The following is a 17,770-nucleotide window of genomic DNA, read 5'->3' on the forward strand; positions in this document are numbered from 1 at the left end:
GGGGTGACGCCCCTTCCGGTCGGGGCTCATGACCCCGACATGGCCTCGAACCGCTGCACCAGCGCCTCCAATGCCTCGGCGGCAGTGGTCGCCCCGCCGGGGGGTGCAGGCAAGCGGACCGGTCCGTGCTCCCGGCTGGGCAGCAAGATGGTGGCGTGGCCGGGGCAGGTGATCTCCCCCCGCTGGTTCTCGCCGAAGACGTCGAGATCCACCGCCGGGGCCCCCTGGTCGGTGCGGTACTTGCGGGTCACCGTCCCCCGCATCCAGTGGGTGTCCCCCACGTAGTTGAACCGGCGGAACTCCACGTCGAGCGCGGCCAGCCAGGCGTCGTCGCCCATCCAGTCGGTACACAAATGCACCAGCCACGTCTCCCGCATCCTGCCGTAGTCGTAGATGGCGGGATTGCCCGCCCGACGGGCCCACTCGGGATCCCAGTGCACCCGCTGGTGGACGTCGGGGATGTTGAGATCGTCAGGCCGGAAGAACCCCGGCACCCGCCGACGCTGCTGCGCAGCCAACCGCAGCGCCTTGACCCCGTAGAGGCCCATGCCCATGCCGGTGTGCCACACCACGATGTCGGTCACCCGCAGCGGCCCCTTGACCAGCGGGGGCAGCTCGTCGCCCTCGGCCACGTCCTCCCACCACCGGGGTTCGGCCCCCCGGCGGCGCTCGGCCTCGCCCCGGACCGCCTCGGCGATATCCTCGATCTGCTCGTCGGTGTAGGGGTCGATCACCACACCGTCGTACTTGCCCCCACCCTTATCGGCCCGACGCTCCACCGCCCCCCGGTCGGTGCGGATCATCAACCGATACTGGGCCGACAGCACCGTGCCGGGGGTGGCGAACACCTCGGCGGTCCACTCGTGTACGGTGCGGGCGGCGAACTCGCTCGACTTGTCGTGGACCCCGACCAAGGCGTTGCGGCGGGTGACCCGCATCCCCGGTCGCAACGGCGCCCACCACTCCCGGAAGCTGCCCGAGTAGTAGGCGTGGGCCCCCTTGAGGGGATCGCCCTTGAGCAGCGCCTTGGTGTCGGGGTCGAGCCGGTGTACCTCGTTCTCACCGATGAGGGTGTCGCCCCCGTTCATGTTGGGCGAGGCGATCGGACCACCCCACACGGTGCCCGCGCCGTAGTCGGGATCACACCACAACGGGTTGTCGTCGCCGAAGGCCTCGGCCACGTGGCGAAAGGCGTCGGTGTCGGGGCGGCGATACCACGGGGGTTGCGGATGGGGCTGGGCAATCCCGATCCGAGCCCGCAGCCGGGCAATGGCCTCATCGGTGATCGCGCCGGCGTCTCCCACAGACCGGACTGTAGTGAAGGCACCTCTGTGGCGGGGGCCGGCGTTGAGTAGTGTGCCCGCATGACTCAAGACGAAAGGGCGCAACGGCGCCTGATGGACGGTGAGGCCTGGAACGACTTCTGCGAGACCCTGCGGGCCGCAGGCCAGGTGGTGATCGATCGCACGCCCAACGCCGACGAGCAGGACAGGGTGGAGGGGTTCCGCTACGTCACCCGCATGTCGGTGATGGCCTACGGCCGCTGCATCGAGAACCTCCCCCCGATGGTCAAGATGCCCATCCGGGTGCTCAAGCCGCCCCCGGTGGGGGGCCAGGGCGTCCAGTCCCCCGACCAGGACCACGTGGTCCAGGCCATCGACGCCACCAAGCGCTACCGGGTCACCGGCCAGCGGGGCTCGGCCCCCTACGTCCACATGTCGGCCTGGACGCCGAAGGTGCCCGAGTGGGTGGGCGTGGAGTCGGTGGGCGAACGGGCCGTGGCGGTGCTGGAGGAGTTCAACCCGAGCTGGTCGAGCACACCGTTCACCGCCCTGTTGGACGAGTTCACCGACGGCGCGGGCAACGTGGACTTCGTGTTGTCGGTGGACGACCCCGGCGAGGACAACTGGATGCAGATCGCCCCGGAAACCCGGGAGCTGATGATGCGGGTCGTGTACGACGACCGCAAGACGCAGTCCACCCCGAGGCTGATGATCGAACCCCTCGAGCCCATGGCCCTGAACCTCACGCCCGGCGCGGCCGAGATGTCCAAGCGGCTTTCCATCGCCGGCCAGATGGTGCTGTCGGTGCAGTCCGACTACGCCGACTGGACCGACACGCTGCTGGAGAACGAGAACCAGCTCCAGCTCACCAACGATCACTACCTCCGGGTGGGCGGCTCCCCCGACGACCGCCACTTCGAGTTCGGCTACTGGCGGGTGGGCGACGGCCAAGCCCTGGTGGTGGAGTTCAGCCCGCCGGTGTGTCGCCACTGGAACTTCCAGTTGTGCAACCACTGGATGGAGAACCTGGCCAACTACCTCACCGGGCAGGGATACGCGTCCTCCCAGGACGTGGAAGCCGACCCCGACGGGGTGGTGCGCATCGTGGTGTCGGCCGAGCAGCCCCCCTCCGGGGTGTGGGTGGACACCGCGGGCCGTGACCACGGGGTCATGGGGCTGCGCTTCGTGGAGCCCGAATCACCCCCGCAGATCACCACCAGGCTGGTGAACGTGGCCGATCTCGGCTGACGGGTCCGTCAGCCCTTCCACTCGATGTCGTAGTCGTCGAACCAGAAGCGGGCTTCCCGGATGGCGTTGGGTTCGGTCCGCAGGCCCAGATCCTGGTTGAGCTGCTCGGGAGTCGGTCCGATCTCCCGGGCGATGTCCACCAGGCCGTCCAGATCGAGGTCGTAGCAGCGCACCGCGTTGAGGCCCAACAAGAGCCGGGTCTCCTCCACCGGCACGGCCTGGAAGTCGGTCTCCAGCCGGGTGACGGTGTTGGGCCACGAACCCTCCGGGTGGGGATAGTCGGTGCCCCACATCAGGGCGTCGATGCCGTTCAAGTAGCGGCGGCGGATCTCCACCTTGCTCATGGTGGACGCCCCGATGAACACGTTGGTGCCCACGTACTCCGACGGCAGGCGCTGGATGAGCCCCTTGGTGCGTGAACTCATCTTCTTGACCTTCCAGTTGCGGCCCCCGAACATGGCGTCGGCCTTGTAGAGCAGGTCGCCCAGCCACCACGAGCCGCACTCCACCGGCACGTACTTGAGGTTGGGGAACCGGTCGAACGCCCCGGAGAACAGCAACTGCCACAGCGGGCGGTGGGTCCAGAACGGCACCTCCTGCATGTACTGGGCCATGTTGTCGTTGTAGGCCTCGGGGTCGGCTTCCCCCGAGTGGGTGTGGACCACCAGGCCGGCGTCGGCACAGGCGGCCCACACCGGGTCGTAGGAGCCGTGGCCGTAGGACGGATTGTCGTGCCACCGGGTGGGGATCATGATGCCCCTGATGCCCGGCTTGCCCGCCAGCGCCTCGATCTCCCGCACCGCTTCGTCCACGCCGTGGGTGATGGGCACCAGCGCCACCCCGGCCCGCCGGGGCGGGTTGGTGGCGCAGAACTCCTCCAGCCAGCGATTGTGGGCCCGGGCGCCGGCCCAGGCCAGGCGGGAGTCGGTGATCATCCCGGCCGACAGTCCGGCCCCGAACGGGGGCGACTCCATGCCGGTCACGGCGTCGCCGTCGGCGAAGATGATCTCGCCGGCCACGCCGTCGGCGTCCAGCGTCTTGTCGCGGATGTCGGGGTCGTAGGCCCCCTTGAGGCCGACCTCGTTCTCCCGCTCCCACTGCTCCACGTACTCGCCGTTCAGTTCCTCGACCATGGCCCGGTGCTGGTGGCGGGTGACCAGCCATTCGTCGAACTCCGGGTGATAGGCCGTCTCCAGGTACTCCCGGTAGTCCTCCACGAACAGACCGGCGTGCGTGTCCGACGAGACGATGATGTAGGGGGCGTTGCTCTGATCAACACCCTCGAGCAGCTTCGACATGGCCCCTCCCAGGAGTTCGTCTGTGCCGTTCGGCATTTCTTCTCGGCATTTCTCCGATGGCTCGAAGAGCGCCTTCACCGTTCGGCATTTGTCAGATAGCTTGTCGCCGCCATGGGCTATGTGCAAGGAGTTGGCTCTTGAAGGCCATCAAACCCCGCCGGGCCATCACCGGAATGTCGGCCATTCTTCTGCCCCACCTCGACCCCACCACGGTGGACTGGCCCGCTCTGGACGCCCACATCGCCCGCACCCACGAGGCCGGGCTCACCCCGGCGGTGAACATGGACACCGGCTATGTGCAGTTGCTGGACGCCGACACCCGCACCCAAGTGCTCGACCGGGCCTCGGCCCTCACCGGCGGCAATTTCGTGGCCGGGGCGTTCGTGGACGACGAACCGGGAGCGGCCTTCGACCTCGACGCCTACCGGGCCGCGGCCGACGAGATCACCGACCGGAGCGGACTGCCGGTGATCTTCCCGTCGCACGGTCTGAACGAACACGGCGACGACGCCTGGCTGGACGCCCACGGTCGCCTGGCCGACCACCTGGACCGCTTCATCGGCTTCGAGCTGGGCCCCATGTTCGTGCCCTACGGCCGCATCGTGTCGCTGGAGCACTACCGGGGCCTGCTGGCGCTGCCCCCGTGCATCGGGGCCAAGCACTCCTCGTTGGACCGGAGCCAGGAGTGGGACCGGCTGGCCCTGCGGGATGAGGTGCGCCCCGACTTCCTGGTATTGACCGGCAACGACCTGGCCATCGACATGGTGATGTACGGCTCGGATTACCTGTTGGGCCTGTCCACCTTCGCGCCCGACAAGTTCGCCGAGCGAGACCGCCTGTGGGCCGCGGGCGACCCCGGCTTCCATGAGATCAACGACGTGTTGCAGTTTCTGGGGCACTTCACCTTCCGCCCCCCGGTGCCCGCCTATCGCCACAGCGCGGCCGTGTTCCTGCACCTGCGAGGCTGGGCCTCCGCCCCGGCGGTACCGGCGGGCGCGCCCCGCCGCCCCGACAGCGACCTCCCCGTACTTCGCCACATCGCCGAGCGGCTCGGGGTGCGGTAGCGCCATGACCCGCATCACCCAGGTGAAGAAGCTGACCACCCCGGCCGCCCTGCAGGCCCACCTGGAGACCCTGGGCGTCCACATCCCGATGGACGCCGACGTGGATTCCGCCGGGGCGCTGGCTCGGCCGCTGACCGTGGTCGACGGTTCGGCCGGCGCCATGACCGCGCCCAACCGCTGGGCGGTGCTGCCCATGGAGGGCTGGGACGGCGAGACCGACGGACGGCCCTCCGACCTGGTGCGGCGCCGCTGGGACCGGTTCGCCGCCAGCGGTGCCGGGTTGGTGTGGGGGGAAGCCACCGCCGTGCGACCCGACGGGCGGGCCAACCCCCGCCAACTCGTGCTGGACGAAACCACCGTGGACGACATGGCCGCCCTGCGAGCCCGGTTGGATCCCTCCCAGGTCACGGTGCTGCAGCTCACCCATTCCGGACGCTACGCCCGGCCCACCGCCGCCGGGCAGGCGCCCAAAACGGCCTACCCCCATCCGCTGCTGGACGACCGGGTGGGGTCGGGGGCCGACCAGGTGCTGACCGACGAGGAGTTGGACGAGTTGGTCGAGCTGTTCGTGGACCGGGCCGTGCTGGCCGCCGACGCCGGGTTCGACCTGGTGGACATCAAGGCCTGCCACGGCTACCTGGGCCACGAGCTGCTCTCGGCCCTCGACCGGCCCGGCCCCTACGGCGGTGACCTGGAGGGGCGTACCCGCTTCCTGCGGTCGGCGATCGAGGGCATCCGCCGCCGCGCCCCGCACTTGGGGGTGGCGGTGCGCCTGTCGCTGTTCGATTTCGTGCCCCACACCGCCGGCCCCGGTGGCCGGGGGATTCCCGAAACCCAGGGCCCCTACCGGTGGGCCTTCGGCGGTGACGGTACCGGCCTCGGGGTCGACCTCGCCGAGACCCACAGGCTGTTGGCCATGCTGAGGGACCTCGGCGTGGGGCTGGTGTGCGCCACCGCGGGCAGCCCCTATTACGTGCCCCACATCCAGCGGCCCGCCTACTTCCCACCTTCCGACGGCTACCGGCCACCCGAGGATCCTCTGGTGGGGGTAGCCCGCCTGATCGCCGCCACCACCGAGGTCACCCGCCGCCACCCGGAACTGCAGGTGGTGGCCGCCGGGCTGTCGTACCTGCAGGAGTGGCTGCCCAACGTCGGCCAGACCCTGGTGGACCGAGGAGCGGCTGACGCCGTCGGCCTGGGCCGCATGATCCTGTCGTACCCCCGGATGCCGGCCGACGTGCTCAGCGGGCGCGAACTCGACCGGCGGCTCATCTGCCGCACCTTCTCCGACTGCACCACCGCCCCCCGCCACGGAATGATCTCGGGCTGTTACCCGCTGGACGACTTCTACCACCAGCGGGAGGAACGCCTCCGGCTGGCCGCGGCCAAGAAGGAAGCCCGGGTCCGACTGGGCTGAGGCTAAGCCCCTGGCAGAGCTGAGCCCCCGGCTGAGAGGAAGCACGACCCCCCGACCGGCCCCGGACCAGCTCCGGCCCGAACCCCGCCACCGCCCTCCCGGTACTGTGGGGGCACCGCCCGACCGCCCGCCACCCCCGGAGCCTCCCGTGTCCGATCTCCAGGTTGAACAGCGCGACCACATCGTGACCGTCACCCTCGACCGCCCCCCGGTCAACGCGGTGGACAACGAGGTCTTCGGGCAGCTCCACGAGGTGTTCTCCGGGTTGGGGGACGACCGAAACGTGCGGGCCGCCATCTTCACCGGGGCGGGCCGCAAGGCGTTCTGCGCCGGAGCCGACCTGAAACCCACCCGCACCAAACCCCGAGCCGAACGCCACCCCCAGGAGCTGACCGACGCCGGGCGGGTGGCCCGAGAGGCCATGTGGGCCATCATCGATTGCGACGTGCCGGTGGTGGGGGCCGTCAACGGCGCCGCCCTCGGAGCCGGTCTGGCCCTGGCCGCCTGCTGCGACATGCTGGTGGCCTCGGAGACCGCCACGTTCGGGACCCCCGAGATCAACGTCGGCCTGTTGGGGGCCAGCGCCCATCTGCTGTCGATGATGGGCCGCCACAAGGCCCGGGAGATGTTCCTCACCGGCGAGGCGGTGTCGGCCGCCGAGATGCACCGGATCGGGGCCGTTCGCGAGGTGACCGACCCCGACAGACTCATGGACACCGCCAGGGAGCTGGCCGGCGTGTTGGCGTCCAAGAGCCCGATCGCCATGCGCCTGGCCAAGGAGTCGATGAACCGCACCGAGCACCTGTCGCTGCGGGAGGCCTACCGCACCGAGCAGGACTACACCGCCCGCCTGCTGCGCTTCGAGGACTCCCGGGAGGCCCGTCGGGCCTTTCGGGAACGGCGCGACCCCGACTTCAAGTGGGAGTAGCGGCCGCGGCCACCACTAGAGCAGCTTGGCGTTGTCCCAGTTGAGCATCTTGCCCACCGGGGTGAGCTGGATGACGGCGTTCAGGTTCTTGCGGTAGTAGTCCTGAGTCTGCCGGGGCATCTCGTCGCCAGCGGTGCGGTAGCGGGCGTACTTCTCGTCGAGCGCCAAGGTGATCCGCCCGGCCAACTCTTCCGACGGTTCGATCACCTCGCCCGCGCACTCCACGTGGACGGCCCGCAATTCGGCCCACCGCTCACCGGACTCCACCAGAAACGAGCACCGGGAGTCGTTGCGCACCCGGGTGACCTTCTTGCCCCTGGTCACGACGTAGATCTTGTGGTCCAGCACCACGTACCACACCGGGAGGGCCACCGGTTGGCCGTTGGCCCGCAGCGTGGTGAGGGTGCCGTTCACCGAGGTCTCCAGCATCTCCCAGCACTCTTCCGGCGTCATCCGCACCGTGGGCCTGCCCGCCGGCCGAGCCTCCGACCGGTCGCGGGGCCGGCCCGGGTCCTCAGCCATCGCCCGGTTCCGATGCGGCCCGCAGTTCCCGCCGCAGGATCTTGCCCGAGGCCGACTTGGGGATGGCGTCGGTGAAGCGCACCTCGCCGAGGTGCTTGTAGGTGGCGGTGTGCTCGGCCACGTGGGCCTTCACCGCCTCCTCGTCCAGGGCGGAACCGGGCGCGGCCACCACAAAGGCCAGCGGCACCTCACCGCTCTCGTCGTCGGGTCGGCCCACCACCGCGGCGTCGGCGATCTCGGGGTGATCCACCAGCAACGCCTCCAGCTCGGCCGGGGCCACCTGGAACCCCTTGACCTTGATGAGCTCCTTCAGCCGGTCGACGATGTACACGTGGCCGTCGTCGTCCACCCGGGCGATGTCCCCGGTGCGGAGCCAGCCGCCGGCCACGATGGTGGCAGCCGTGGCTTCCGGGTTGTTCAGGTAGCCCTTCATTACCTGCGGGCCGCGAATCCACAGCTCCCCTTCGGAGCCGGCGGGCAAATCGTCGCCGGCGTCGGGCGACACGATCCTGATCTCGGTGTTGGCCACCGTCACCCCCACCGACCCCGGCTTGGCGTTCCCCGGTGGGGTGGCGTGGGTGATGGGGCTGAGTTCGGTCATGCCGTAGCCCTGCACCACCTCGCAACCGATCCGGGCCGAGGCCTCGGCGGCCAACTCGGCCCCCAGGGGTGCGGCCCCCGACAGCACCTGGCGCAGCGACGACAGGTCGTGGTCGGCCACCACGGGGTGCTTGGCCAGCGCCAGCACGATGGGGGGCACGGCGAAGAACCGGGTGACCCGGTGGCGCTCGATGAGCGAAAGGGCCTGGGCCAGGTCGAAGCGGGGCATGGTGATCAGCGTGGCCCCGTGGCGGAGCTGATCGTTCATGAGCACCTGCATGCCGTAGATGTGGAAGAACGGCAGCACGGCCAGCACCACGTCGTCGGCCCGGGAGGCAACGGTGGAGGCGCACTGCTCGATGTTGTTCACCAGGTTGGCGTGGGTGAGCATCACCCCCTTGGGCAGCCCGGTGGTGCCCGACGAGTAGGGCAGCACCACCACGTGGTCGCCGGGATCCACCGCCACCTGGGCGATCGGCTCCCCCATCACCGACGCCAACGCAACGCCCTCGGCGGGTTGCTCCGCGTCGATCACCACCACGTCGCCGGCCACGCCGGCCTGGTCCATGGCCGTCCGGGCCGCGGGGGCAAACATCTCGGCGGCGAACACCCGGCTCGCTCCCGAGTCGGTGAGCTGATAGGAGATCTCCTCGGGGCCGTAAGTGGGGTTGACGGTGGTCACCGCGCCGCCCGCGGTGGCCACCGCGTGGAACACCACCGGGTACCACGGCGAGTTGGGGGCGATCAGGGCGGCCACGTCGCCCGGTCGGAATCCGCCGGCCACTAGGCCACCGGCCAACGAGGCCACCAACTCCTGGAGCCGGCCGTAGGTGAGCGACCACTCCCCCACCCCGTCGATCACCGCAGGCTGATCGGCCAACTCGGCGGCCCGCTGCAGCACGAAGCCGGTGACGGGCTGCGTGCTCAGAGGCTCGTCGGGGAGCGGACTGGGATGCACGATCATGGGACGACCTCCTTGGCCCCGGCCAACGACACCTACCCGACCGCTTCGGTGGCGATGGGCTCACCCACCGGCAACCAGGTTCTCGCTTCGGGGAAGTACTCGTAGCGGCGCACCAGCGAACCGGCCGAGTGCTTGTCGGGCGACAGTGAGGCGTTCACCATGGCGGGCAGGTCGAACGTACCCAAGCCCTCGGCCGCCGCCCGGAACGTCTCCGGGGTGATGTTGCCGCCGGCGGCCTCCAGGATCTTCACGGTGAGGGCAAAAGCCCGGCAGTGGTTGGTGAGGCCGTTGACCACGTCGCTACTGGTCAGATCGAGGGGCTCGTCGGGGTGGTGCTCCTGGAAGGCGGCCAGGCACCGGGCCACGCCGGGGTCGGCCAGGGCCTCTTCGCGGGTGGGCTTGTTGGTGGTCACCGCGAAAGTGCGGGCCAGCACCTCGTCCTCGATGTTCTGATCGTCGGGAACCGACAGACGGTCGGCGGCCTGGCCGTTGGTCATGGCGATGGGCACCTCCCAGCCGATGCGCTGCACCGACTGGATCACGCCGTACACGTTGGAGACGTTGAGGATCATGTCGATCCCGTCGGCTTCCATGCGCTGGGTGATGGAGTCGGTGGCGATCTCGTTGGCCACGGTGTCGGTGGAGGGGGCGCCGGGGGAATACTCGCCGACCACGTTGATGCCCGCCTCCTCCAGCAGGGGCCGCACGGCCTCCACGTAGGCCTTGTCGGGCGGGGCTTCGTAGTAAAGGCCCACGTTGTAGCCGTCGAGGTCGCCCGCCCGGATCATCTCGGTCACCCCGCCCACCCGTTGGCGGGTCTGCTCCATCTCGGTGGCGAACAACAGCCCGTCGGACCGCTCCTGCCGCTCGGCGTTCTCGCCGAAATGGCCCACATAGGGATGGCCGTGCAATTCGGTGATGCACAGGGCGTTGTCCTCGATGAACTGGCCGATCACCACGAACACCCGCTTGTCCTCGATCAGCTCGGTACACACCCGCTCGCTGTCGGCGGCCCCGATGGGCAGAAAGGACACCACGTGGGTGATCACGTTGCGACCGTTGATGCCGCCTCGGCTGTTCAGGTCGTCGGACAGGGCCTGGTACAGCTTGTCGACCGGGAAGATGCCGATGTCGATGCCGAACATCTCGTTGATCTGGATCGGGTCGATGGCGGCCACGCCGATGACGATCTCCGACTCGGTCACCCCCTGATAGCTGGCGGTGAGCACCACCGGGGTGGGTGTCGGTGTCGGCTCGGCCGTGGTGTCGGGCTCGGCCGGCGCCGGTTGGTCCGCCGGCCCATCGGCGTCGTCGGCGTCGCCCTCGGATGGGGCCTGCGCCGGCTCCCGGTCCGCATCCTCGGCCGACGGCGCCGAGGCGTCTTCGCCCTGGGCCCCGCCGTCCCCCTCGTCCGGGGCGGTGGGGGCCGCCGCCGTGGGCGCGGTGACCACGCCCTCACCGGTACTGTCGTCGTCATTGCTGCCGCAGGCGCTGGCCACCAGGGCCAACACCGCCAGGCACCAAAGGAACACCGCCGTGCGGCCCAATCGTGTTGGCTTCATGTGTCCTCCTCGTGGATCGGACAACGCTCGCCGGTCATCCCAGGCCCAGCCGGGTGAACTGCTCGTCGGGGGCCGAAATCTCGGTGAGCGCGGTGTGCAGCAGGTCGAGCATTTCCGCCGACCGTGCCTCCTGGCTGCGGTTCTCCTGCTCGTCGGGGTCCACATCCAGGTCGAACAGAAAGTGGCGGTCGTTGCTGGCGCTGACCGTGACCCACAGCGGAAGGGTGTCACCCGGCTCGTAGGGCTGGCGGATCACCGGCACCTCCGACCCCGGCATCCGGTCGAGCCAGGCCCGGTGGTCGGGGGGCGGCAGGCCGGGCATGCCGATGTCGCCGAAGGGCATGGTGGACCACCGGTTGGACCACATCGACAGCGGGAAGTTCTCGCCCGCCGCCCCTCGGGCGTACTTGTGTCGCCCGTCGGTGACCTGCACCCAGCCGCCGAACACGCCCCCCAGGGCCCAGTCCCGGATGGCGTCGGCCTCCCCGTTCAGCAGCGGCACCATCGACCGCCCGTGGGTGGTTTGGGTGACCTCGGCGTCGTACACGTCGGCGATGGTGGCGAAGATGTCCACGTTGGTGGTCAGCGCATCGCACCGGCTTCCGCCGGGGGTTCCCGGCCACGACACCAACAGCGGCGTGTGCCCCAACGGCTCGTACTGGGGCACCCCCGGCTTGCCCCAGATGTCGCGGCCCTCCCGCTGCTCCCCCAGGTAGTGGCCGTGGTCGGTACACACGATGAGGGCGGTGGTATCCCACAGGCCCTGCTCGTCGAACCGGTCGAGGATGCGCCCGAACCAGTGGTCGATCATCGACAGCTTGGCCCCGTAGTTGCCGCGGATGTGCCGCCCCTCCTGTTCGGTGAGGCTGCCCGATGCGATGGCCCCGTCGGCGTAGGGCGGCCAGATGATCCACTCCTCGTCCCAGGCCTGGTCGTGGTAGCGGCCCGCCCACGGCGGCGGGGTGTCGAAGGGCTCGTGGGGGTCGAACTCGTCCACGAACAGGAACCACCGGTCGTGGTGCGGGGTGGCCTGGGCCAGGAACTGGGCGGCTGCGCTCATGGTCTTGGGACCGGGGTAGTCGTCCTCGGCACGGAAGAACGTGCGTGACCGGTCGTAGCCCCGGTCGATTTCGTCGAGTCCCCACATCTTGGACCACCACCATCCGCCCCGCCGGGCGGGCATGGCCGGCGACCCCGCCCAGGAGGGGTCGTAGTAGGTGCGCCACGGGTCGCCCTCGTGGCCCCGCAGGTAGTCCCAGCAATGGAAATCGGTGTGGTAGTTCTCCCCGCCGGTCTCGAACAGATGGGGATGATCGGTCATCAGCGCGGTGGTGACGCCCTGGTGGCGCAGCACCCGGGTGATGGGCTCCTCCCACAGCTCGATCGACCCCCACGGCTTCCACAGAAAGTCGAGCGCCCCGCACAAGATGTCGTGGCGAGCGGGCATGCACGGCAGCGAGCCGGTCACGTGCCGGGTGAACCGGGTGGCCCGCTCTTTGGCGAACCTGTCCAAATTGGGGGTGGCGAACTCGGCGCCGCCGTAACACCCCAGCAAGTGGCGGTTCAGCGAGTCCAGCAGCACCACCGCAACGTTGGCCGGTGTGTCCATCGACTCCCCCTCCTTGTCTTCCGTGACACTTTCTGCAACCCAACCGGGCTCCCACGCTACTCTTTGGAGCCGGCCCAGGCTGCACGGGCCTGGACACACCGGGGGGGCCATTGGACGAGAAGCCGGATCAGGGCGAATCCATCGACGCACTGGCCACCACGGTGCTCGAAGGGGAAGCTGCCCGGCGAGACGCCCAGTCCGCCGACGTGCTCTTTCCCGACGACCTGCTGCCCGGCGTGGGCGGTGAACAGTCCACCCTCATGGAGGGCCTGCGCAAGGGCGGCTTCCGCACGTTTTTGGTGCTGTTGGCCCTGAACAGCCTGGACGAGCTGGAGAACAGCGCGGTGGCCATCCTGGGGCCCGACATCGGCGAGAGCTTCGGGGTGAGCGACGGGGCCATCACCGCCATCAGCACGGCGTCGCTGATGTTCTTCGTGCTCGGCGCGGGCCCCATGGGATGGCTGGCCGACCGGCTGCGGCGGGGCCCCATCGTGGGCGTCGCCAGCGCGGCCTTCGCCGCCTTCAGCGCCCTGTCGGGGGCGGCGGTGAACGCCCTGATGTTCTTCTTCATGCGGTTCTTTGCGGGCATGTCCAAGGCCAACACCATCACCGTGCACCCGAGCATGTTGGCCGACACCTACCCCCTGTCCACCCGGGGCCGCATGTACGCCACCAACGCCGGGGTGGGGCGGGTGTTCGCCGCCCTCAGTCCGATCCTGGCCGGGGGCATCGCCGTGTGGGTGGGGGGCGACGACGGTTGGCGCTGGGCCTTCTACCTGCTGGGGCTGCCCACCGCCGCCCTGGCCGTGCTGGCCTTCTTCCTGCGAGAGCCGCCTCGGGGCCAGTGGGAGCAAAAGCACGTGCTGGGCTCCGGCCTCAAGCAGGACCGCAAGATGCCCATGTCGGTGGAGGCCGCCTTCACCCGGATCTGGAACATCGACACCATCCGCAACATGACCATTGCCTTTGCCGCCATGGGGTTCGCCCTGTTCCCGGCGGGGTCCATCCAGTCGTTCTTCCTGGAGGAGGAGTTCGGCCTCGACGCCCTGGAGAGGGGTTTGGCGGTGGCCCCGGCGGGCATCGGCCTGGTCATGTTCCTGCCCGTGGTGGGGCGTCGCTTCGACGCCACTTTCCGCAGCGATCCCGACCGGGCCATGCGGCTGATCGGCATCTTGCTGGTGCCCATCGGCGTGCTGGTGCCCATTCAGTACGCCATGGGCAACCTCGGCCTGTTCATCGCGTTCTCCGCCCTCAACTCCACCCTGTTGGGTGGGGCGTTCGCCATGGTGCAACCGTCCATCCAAGCGGTGTTCCCCTACCGGTTGCGGGGCATGGGCACTGCGTTCTTGACGTTCTTCATGGTCATGGTGGGGGGCGTGGGGGGCAGCCTGATCGCCGGGTTCCTGCAGAACGAACTGGGCGAGCAGACGGCCATCACCATCATCACCGCCACCGCCATGCCCGTCGGCGCCTACTTCGTGCTGCGGGGGGCGGGACGGCTGCGCCGTGATCTCTCGTTGATCGTGAGCGAGTTGCAGGAGGAGCAGGCCGAGGAGCGTCGCCAGGCCGAGACCGCCCCCGAGGACCTCCCCGCCATCCAGGTGGCCGACGTGGACTTCAGCTACGGCCAGGTGCAGGTGCTCTTCGATCTCAGCCTGGAGGTGCGCCGCCAGGAGACGCTGGCGCTGTTGGGCACCAATGGGGCGGGCAAGTCCACCGCCCTGAAGGTGATCACCGGGTTGGTCACCCCGGAGCGGGGGGTGGTGCGCCTGCACGGTCAGACCATCACTTTCGCTACGCCCGAGCAGCGGGCGGCCATGGGCGTCCACATGCTGCCCGGCGGCGCCGGGGTGTGGAGCGATTTGTCGATCGGCGACAACCTGCTGATGGGGGCCTACGCCTACCGCAAGGACCGTGACGATCGCGACCGGCGCATCGCCAAGGTGCTGGAGATGTTCCCCGACCTGGCCCGGAGACCCAACGAGCGGGCCGGGAACCTCTCCGGTGGCCAACAGCAGATGCTGGCCCTGGCCCGGGTGATGCTGCACGAGCCCGAGGTGCTCATCATCGACGAGTTGTCACTGGGGCTGGCCCCGGTGGTGGTGCAGTCGCTGTTGGAGACCATCGAGGGGCTCAAGGCTCAGGGCCAGACGATGATCATCGTCGAGCAATCCCTCAACGTGGCCCTGGCCATTTCCGATCGGGCGGTGTTCCTGGAAAAGGGGCACGTGCGCTTCGAGGGTTCGGCTCGAGAACTGGCCGAGCGCGACGACCTGGCCCGGGCGGTGTTCCTGGGCCGAGAGGGCGGATGATGGGCACGGTCGGGCCCTTGGACCGCGAGGACCGATGATGGGCATCGCGTCTGTTCCGGTGCTGGGCACGTGGATCACCCAGCAATTGGCGTTCAACGGGGTGGTCAACGGCTTGGTGATCGGCCTGGTGGCCATGGGCATCGTGCTCATCTACCGGTCCACCCGCGTCATCAACTTCGCCGTGGGCAACATGGGGCTCATCGCCACGTCGATGATGGCGCTTCTGATGCTGAACTACGGCTGGGGATTCTGGTTGGCCCTGGCCCTCTCGTTGCTGTTGGGGGTGCTCTTCGCCGCCGCCGTGGAGTTGACCGTGATCCGCCGCCTGTTCAAATCCCCCCGGGTGATCGTGCTGGTGGCCACGGTGGGTATCGCCCAATTGGCGCAGCTCGTGGTCGTGCAGCTCCCCGACATCGAGGCCGCAGGCAAGAGGTACCCGGTGGTCATGGGCAGCACCTGGGAAAGCGTCCTGGGCACCGACATTCGGGTGCGGGGACCGCAACTGACCATCCTCATCGTGGTGCCCGTGCTGGCCCTGCTGTTGGGCTGGCTCATGAACCACACGTCGTTCGGCAAGTCGGTGGCCGCGTCGGCCAACAATCCCGACCTGTCCCGACTGTCGGGGATCAACCCCAAGACGGTGTCCACCTTCGTGTGGGTGATGGCCGGGCTCTTGGCCTCGGTGTCGATGATCATGCTGTCGGGAACCACCGGACAGATCGCCGGTCTGGCCAACCTGGGACCGCTGACGCTGGGCAAGGCCATGGTGGCCGCGGTGCTGGCCGCCATGGTGTCGTTCCCGCGGGCCATGCTGGCCGGGGTGCTGATCGGCTTCTTCGAGGCCCTCTTGCGGTTCAACTTCTTCGCCGATCCGGGGCTGATCGACTTCGTGGTGTTCCTTGCCGTGCTGGTGGCCGCCTACTTCCAGAGCCGCCGCCAGGGGGAGACCGTCACCTTCTCGTTCACCCCCAAAGTGCGACCCATCCCCGAGCGCCTCCGGGAGGTGTGGTGGCTGCGCCACCTGAGCCGCATCTCCCTGGGGGCACTGGCCGTGCTGGGCGTCGTGTTGGTGCAGCTTCCCGGCATCGCCGACCTCCCGTCACGCCAGTTGCTGTACGCCACCGTGCTGTGCTTTGCGGTGTGCGGCCTGTCGGTCACCATCATCACGGGGTGGGCCGGCCAGCTCTCCTTGGCCCAGATGACCTTCGCGGGCATGGGGGCGTTGTTCGCAGCCGCACTGGCCCGGGGCCTGTCCATGGACTTCTCCGTGGGCACCGGATTCCTGCCCGGCGATGCCCTGTCGGTGGACTTCTTCGACGTTCGCTTCGAGGCCTCCGGGATCCCCTTCATGGTGGCCTTACCCCTGGCCGCCCTGTTCTCGGCCCTGGTGGCTGCGGTGATCGGGGTGGGGTCGCTGCGGGTTCGGGGCCTCACCTTGGCGGTGACCACGTTCGTCTTCGCCCTGGCCGCCCAGCAGTACCTCTTCCGGAGACCGTTCTTCACCGGGGGCAATTCCTCGTCGGTGGCGTTTCGCCGGGGTGAGCTGTTCGGCCTGGACCTCTCCTCCCAGAAGTCCTACTACTACTTCTGCCTGGTGTTGCTTCTGATCGTGGTGCTGATCGTGGCCAAGCTGCGACGATCGGGCATCGGGCGCACCACCATTGCGGTGCGAGACAACAGCGACAGCGCCTCGGGCTACACCATCGGCCCCGTGCGCTCCAAGCTCTCGTCGTTCGCCCTGGCCGGGGGCATCGCCGGGCTGGGCGGGGCCATGCTGGGCGGCCTCGTGCAAAGCGTCCCGGTGAGCGAGCGGTTCTTCCTGGTGGGCGACTCGCTGCAGTTGGTGGGCATGGTGGTCATCGGGGGGCTGGGGTCATCGGTGGGGGCGGTGTTGGGCGCCATCTGGGTGTACGGGCTTCCCAACCTGTTCGACAACGCCGAGACCGTAGCCCTGTTCTCCTCCAGCATCGGGTTGCTGGTGGTGCTGATGTACTTCCCCGGCGGGCTGGTGCAGATCGGCTACAGCGCCCGCAACGCCCTCATCGGCTTGGCCGAGCGGCGACTCGGCCCCGGCGACTGGGCCAAGACCGTCCACGCCGCCCCCCGTCGTCCGGATCGGCCCGACGATCCTCGGCCCGCGGCCGATCCCATGCTGGCCGGTCGCGACATCGCCGTTCGGTTCGGCGGCGTCCGGGCGGTGGACGGAGCCACCGTGCTGGTGCGCCCCGACGAGATCGTGGGCCTCATCGGCACCAACGGGGCGGGCAAGTCCACCTTCATGAACGCGGTGGGTGGCTACGTGGCCTCCACCGGACGGGTGGAGTTGCTGGACGCCGACATCACCCGGCTGTCGGCCCCCCGCCGGGCCCGGGCCGGGCTGGGCCGCACCTTCCAGGCCGCCGCCCTGTTCCCCGAGCTGACCGTGCGGGAGACCGTGCAGGTGGCCCTGGAGGCCCGGGGTCGCACGCCGTTGGTGAGCACCGCCCTGCACCTGCCCCACACGTTCGCCCTGGAGCGGCGGCGGCGCACCGAGGCCGACGAGCTGATCGACTTCATGGGCTTGGGCCGGTACGCCGACTCGTTCATCAGCGATCTGTCCACCGGCACCCGGCGGATCGTGGAGATCACCGGGCTGTTGGCTCTGGGTGCCCGGGTGCTGTGCCTGGATGAGCCCACCGCCGGGGTGGCCCAGCGGGAGACCGAGGCCTTCGGGCCCCTCATCGTCAACATCCGTCGGGAGCTGGAGGCGGCCATGCTCATTATCGAGCACGACATGCCCCTCATCATGAGCATCAGCGACCGGGTGTACTGCCTGGAGGCGGGTCGGGTGATCGCCGAGGGCTCCCCCACCGACGTACGCAACGACCCCCTGGTGATCGCCAGCTACCTCGGCACCGACGACCGCGCCATCGACATCAGCGACTCCTGAGCATCCCGACACGTCGCCGACCATAGCCGGCCGA

12 protein-coding genes are annotated in these 17,770 nt (G+C 69.2%); 6 read left to right on the plus strand and 6 right to left on the minus strand.

Features of this window, described 5'->3' with window-relative positions; genetic code table 11:
* Positions 1 to 26: 26 nt before the first annotated feature.
* Positions 27 to 1,304: a hypothetical protein gene (locus ACOQPQ_RS07520; RefSeq protein WP_420638822.1), complete on the minus strand. Its 1,278-nt coding sequence runs from the start codon at positions 1,302 to 1,304 to the stop codon at positions 27 to 29.
* A gap of 60 nt (positions 1,305 to 1,364) precedes the next feature.
* Here ACOQPQ_RS07520 and ACOQPQ_RS07525 point away from each other — a divergent pair, with 60 nt between their 5' ends.
* Positions 1,365 to 2,531 carry a DUF1214 domain-containing protein gene (locus tag ACOQPQ_RS07525; RefSeq protein WP_420638823.1) on the plus strand — a complete coding sequence of 389 codons (1,167 nt, stop codon included), beginning with the start codon at positions 1,365 to 1,367 and terminating at the stop codon, positions 2,529 to 2,531.
* Positions 2,532 to 2,539: 8 nt separating this feature from the next.
* On the opposite strand, the gene ACOQPQ_RS07530 is transcribed toward ACOQPQ_RS07525, so the two are convergent.
* Positions 2,540 to 3,829 carry an amidohydrolase family protein gene (locus ACOQPQ_RS07530; RefSeq protein WP_420638824.1) on the minus strand — a complete coding sequence of 430 codons (1,290 nt, stop codon included), beginning with the start codon at positions 3,827 to 3,829 and terminating at the stop codon, positions 2,540 to 2,542.
* A 137-nt stretch (positions 3,830 to 3,966) separates the two neighbouring features.
* Here ACOQPQ_RS07530 and ACOQPQ_RS07535 point away from each other — a divergent pair, with 137 nt between their 5' ends.
* The 3 genes from ACOQPQ_RS07535 (at position 3,967) to ACOQPQ_RS07545 (ending at position 7,238) form a co-directional block, all read left to right on the plus strand.
* The gene (locus tag ACOQPQ_RS07535; RefSeq protein ID WP_420638825.1) at positions 3,967 to 4,893 is read left to right on the plus strand and encodes a dihydrodipicolinate synthase family protein; all 927 of its coding nucleotides are present in this window, start codon (positions 3,967 to 3,969) and stop codon (positions 4,891 to 4,893) included.
* Between the two features lie 4 nt (positions 4,894 to 4,897).
* Complete coding sequence (locus tag ACOQPQ_RS07540) at positions 4,898 to 6,310, plus strand: NADH:flavin oxidoreductase (RefSeq protein WP_420638826.1); 1,413 nt, start codon at positions 4,898 to 4,900, stop codon at positions 6,308 to 6,310.
* Between the two features lie 148 nt (positions 6,311 to 6,458).
* Positions 6,459 to 7,238 carry an enoyl-CoA hydratase-related protein gene (locus tag ACOQPQ_RS07545; RefSeq protein ID WP_420638827.1) on the plus strand — a complete coding sequence of 260 codons (780 nt, stop codon included), beginning with the start codon at positions 6,459 to 6,461 and terminating at the stop codon, positions 7,236 to 7,238.
* A gap of 15 nt (positions 7,239 to 7,253) precedes the next feature.
* Here the strand turns inward: ACOQPQ_RS07545 and ACOQPQ_RS07550 are convergent, their stop codons facing one another.
* From ACOQPQ_RS07550 to ACOQPQ_RS07565, 4 genes are read right to left on the minus strand one after another with little or no spacing between them, the layout of a single operon-like run.
* On the minus strand, positions 7,254 to 7,760 hold the full coding sequence (locus ACOQPQ_RS07550; protein WP_420638828.1) for a pyridoxamine 5'-phosphate oxidase family protein: 507 nt from the start codon (positions 7,758 to 7,760) through the stop codon (positions 7,254 to 7,256).
* Complete coding sequence (locus ACOQPQ_RS07555) at positions 7,753 to 9,324, minus strand: AMP-binding protein (protein ID WP_420638829.1); 1,572 nt, start codon at positions 9,322 to 9,324, stop codon at positions 7,753 to 7,755. The genes ACOQPQ_RS07550 and ACOQPQ_RS07555 overlap by 8 nt, the downstream gene beginning before the upstream one ends.
* Before the next feature lie 32 nt (positions 9,325 to 9,356).
* Positions 9,357 to 10,886: an ABC transporter substrate-binding protein gene (locus tag ACOQPQ_RS07560; RefSeq protein WP_420638830.1), complete on the minus strand. Its 1,530-nt coding sequence runs from the start codon at positions 10,884 to 10,886 to the stop codon at positions 9,357 to 9,359.
* 34 nt (positions 10,887 to 10,920) lie between these two features.
* Positions 10,921 to 12,495: a sulfatase gene (locus ACOQPQ_RS07565; RefSeq protein ID WP_420638831.1), complete on the minus strand. Its 1,575-nt coding sequence runs from the start codon at positions 12,493 to 12,495 to the stop codon at positions 10,921 to 10,923.
* Between the two features lie 110 nt (positions 12,496 to 12,605).
* On the opposite strand from ACOQPQ_RS07565, the gene ACOQPQ_RS07570 reads away from it, so the two are divergent.
* Entirely contained in the window at positions 12,606 to 14,807 is a 2,202-nt protein-coding gene (locus ACOQPQ_RS07570) for an MFS transporter (protein WP_420638832.1), read from the plus strand.
* A 37-nt stretch (positions 14,808 to 14,844) separates the two neighbouring features.
* Entirely contained in the window at positions 14,845 to 17,736 is a 2,892-nt protein-coding gene (locus ACOQPQ_RS07575) for an ABC transporter permease subunit (RefSeq protein WP_420638833.1), read from the plus strand.
* Positions 17,737 to 17,770 lie beyond the last annotated feature (34 nt).

Origin of the sequence: Candidatus Poriferisocius sp. (assembly GCF_965219775.1) — a bacterium.
Classification (GTDB): domain Bacteria; phylum Actinomycetota; class Acidimicrobiia; order Acidimicrobiales; family Bin134; genus Poriferisocius.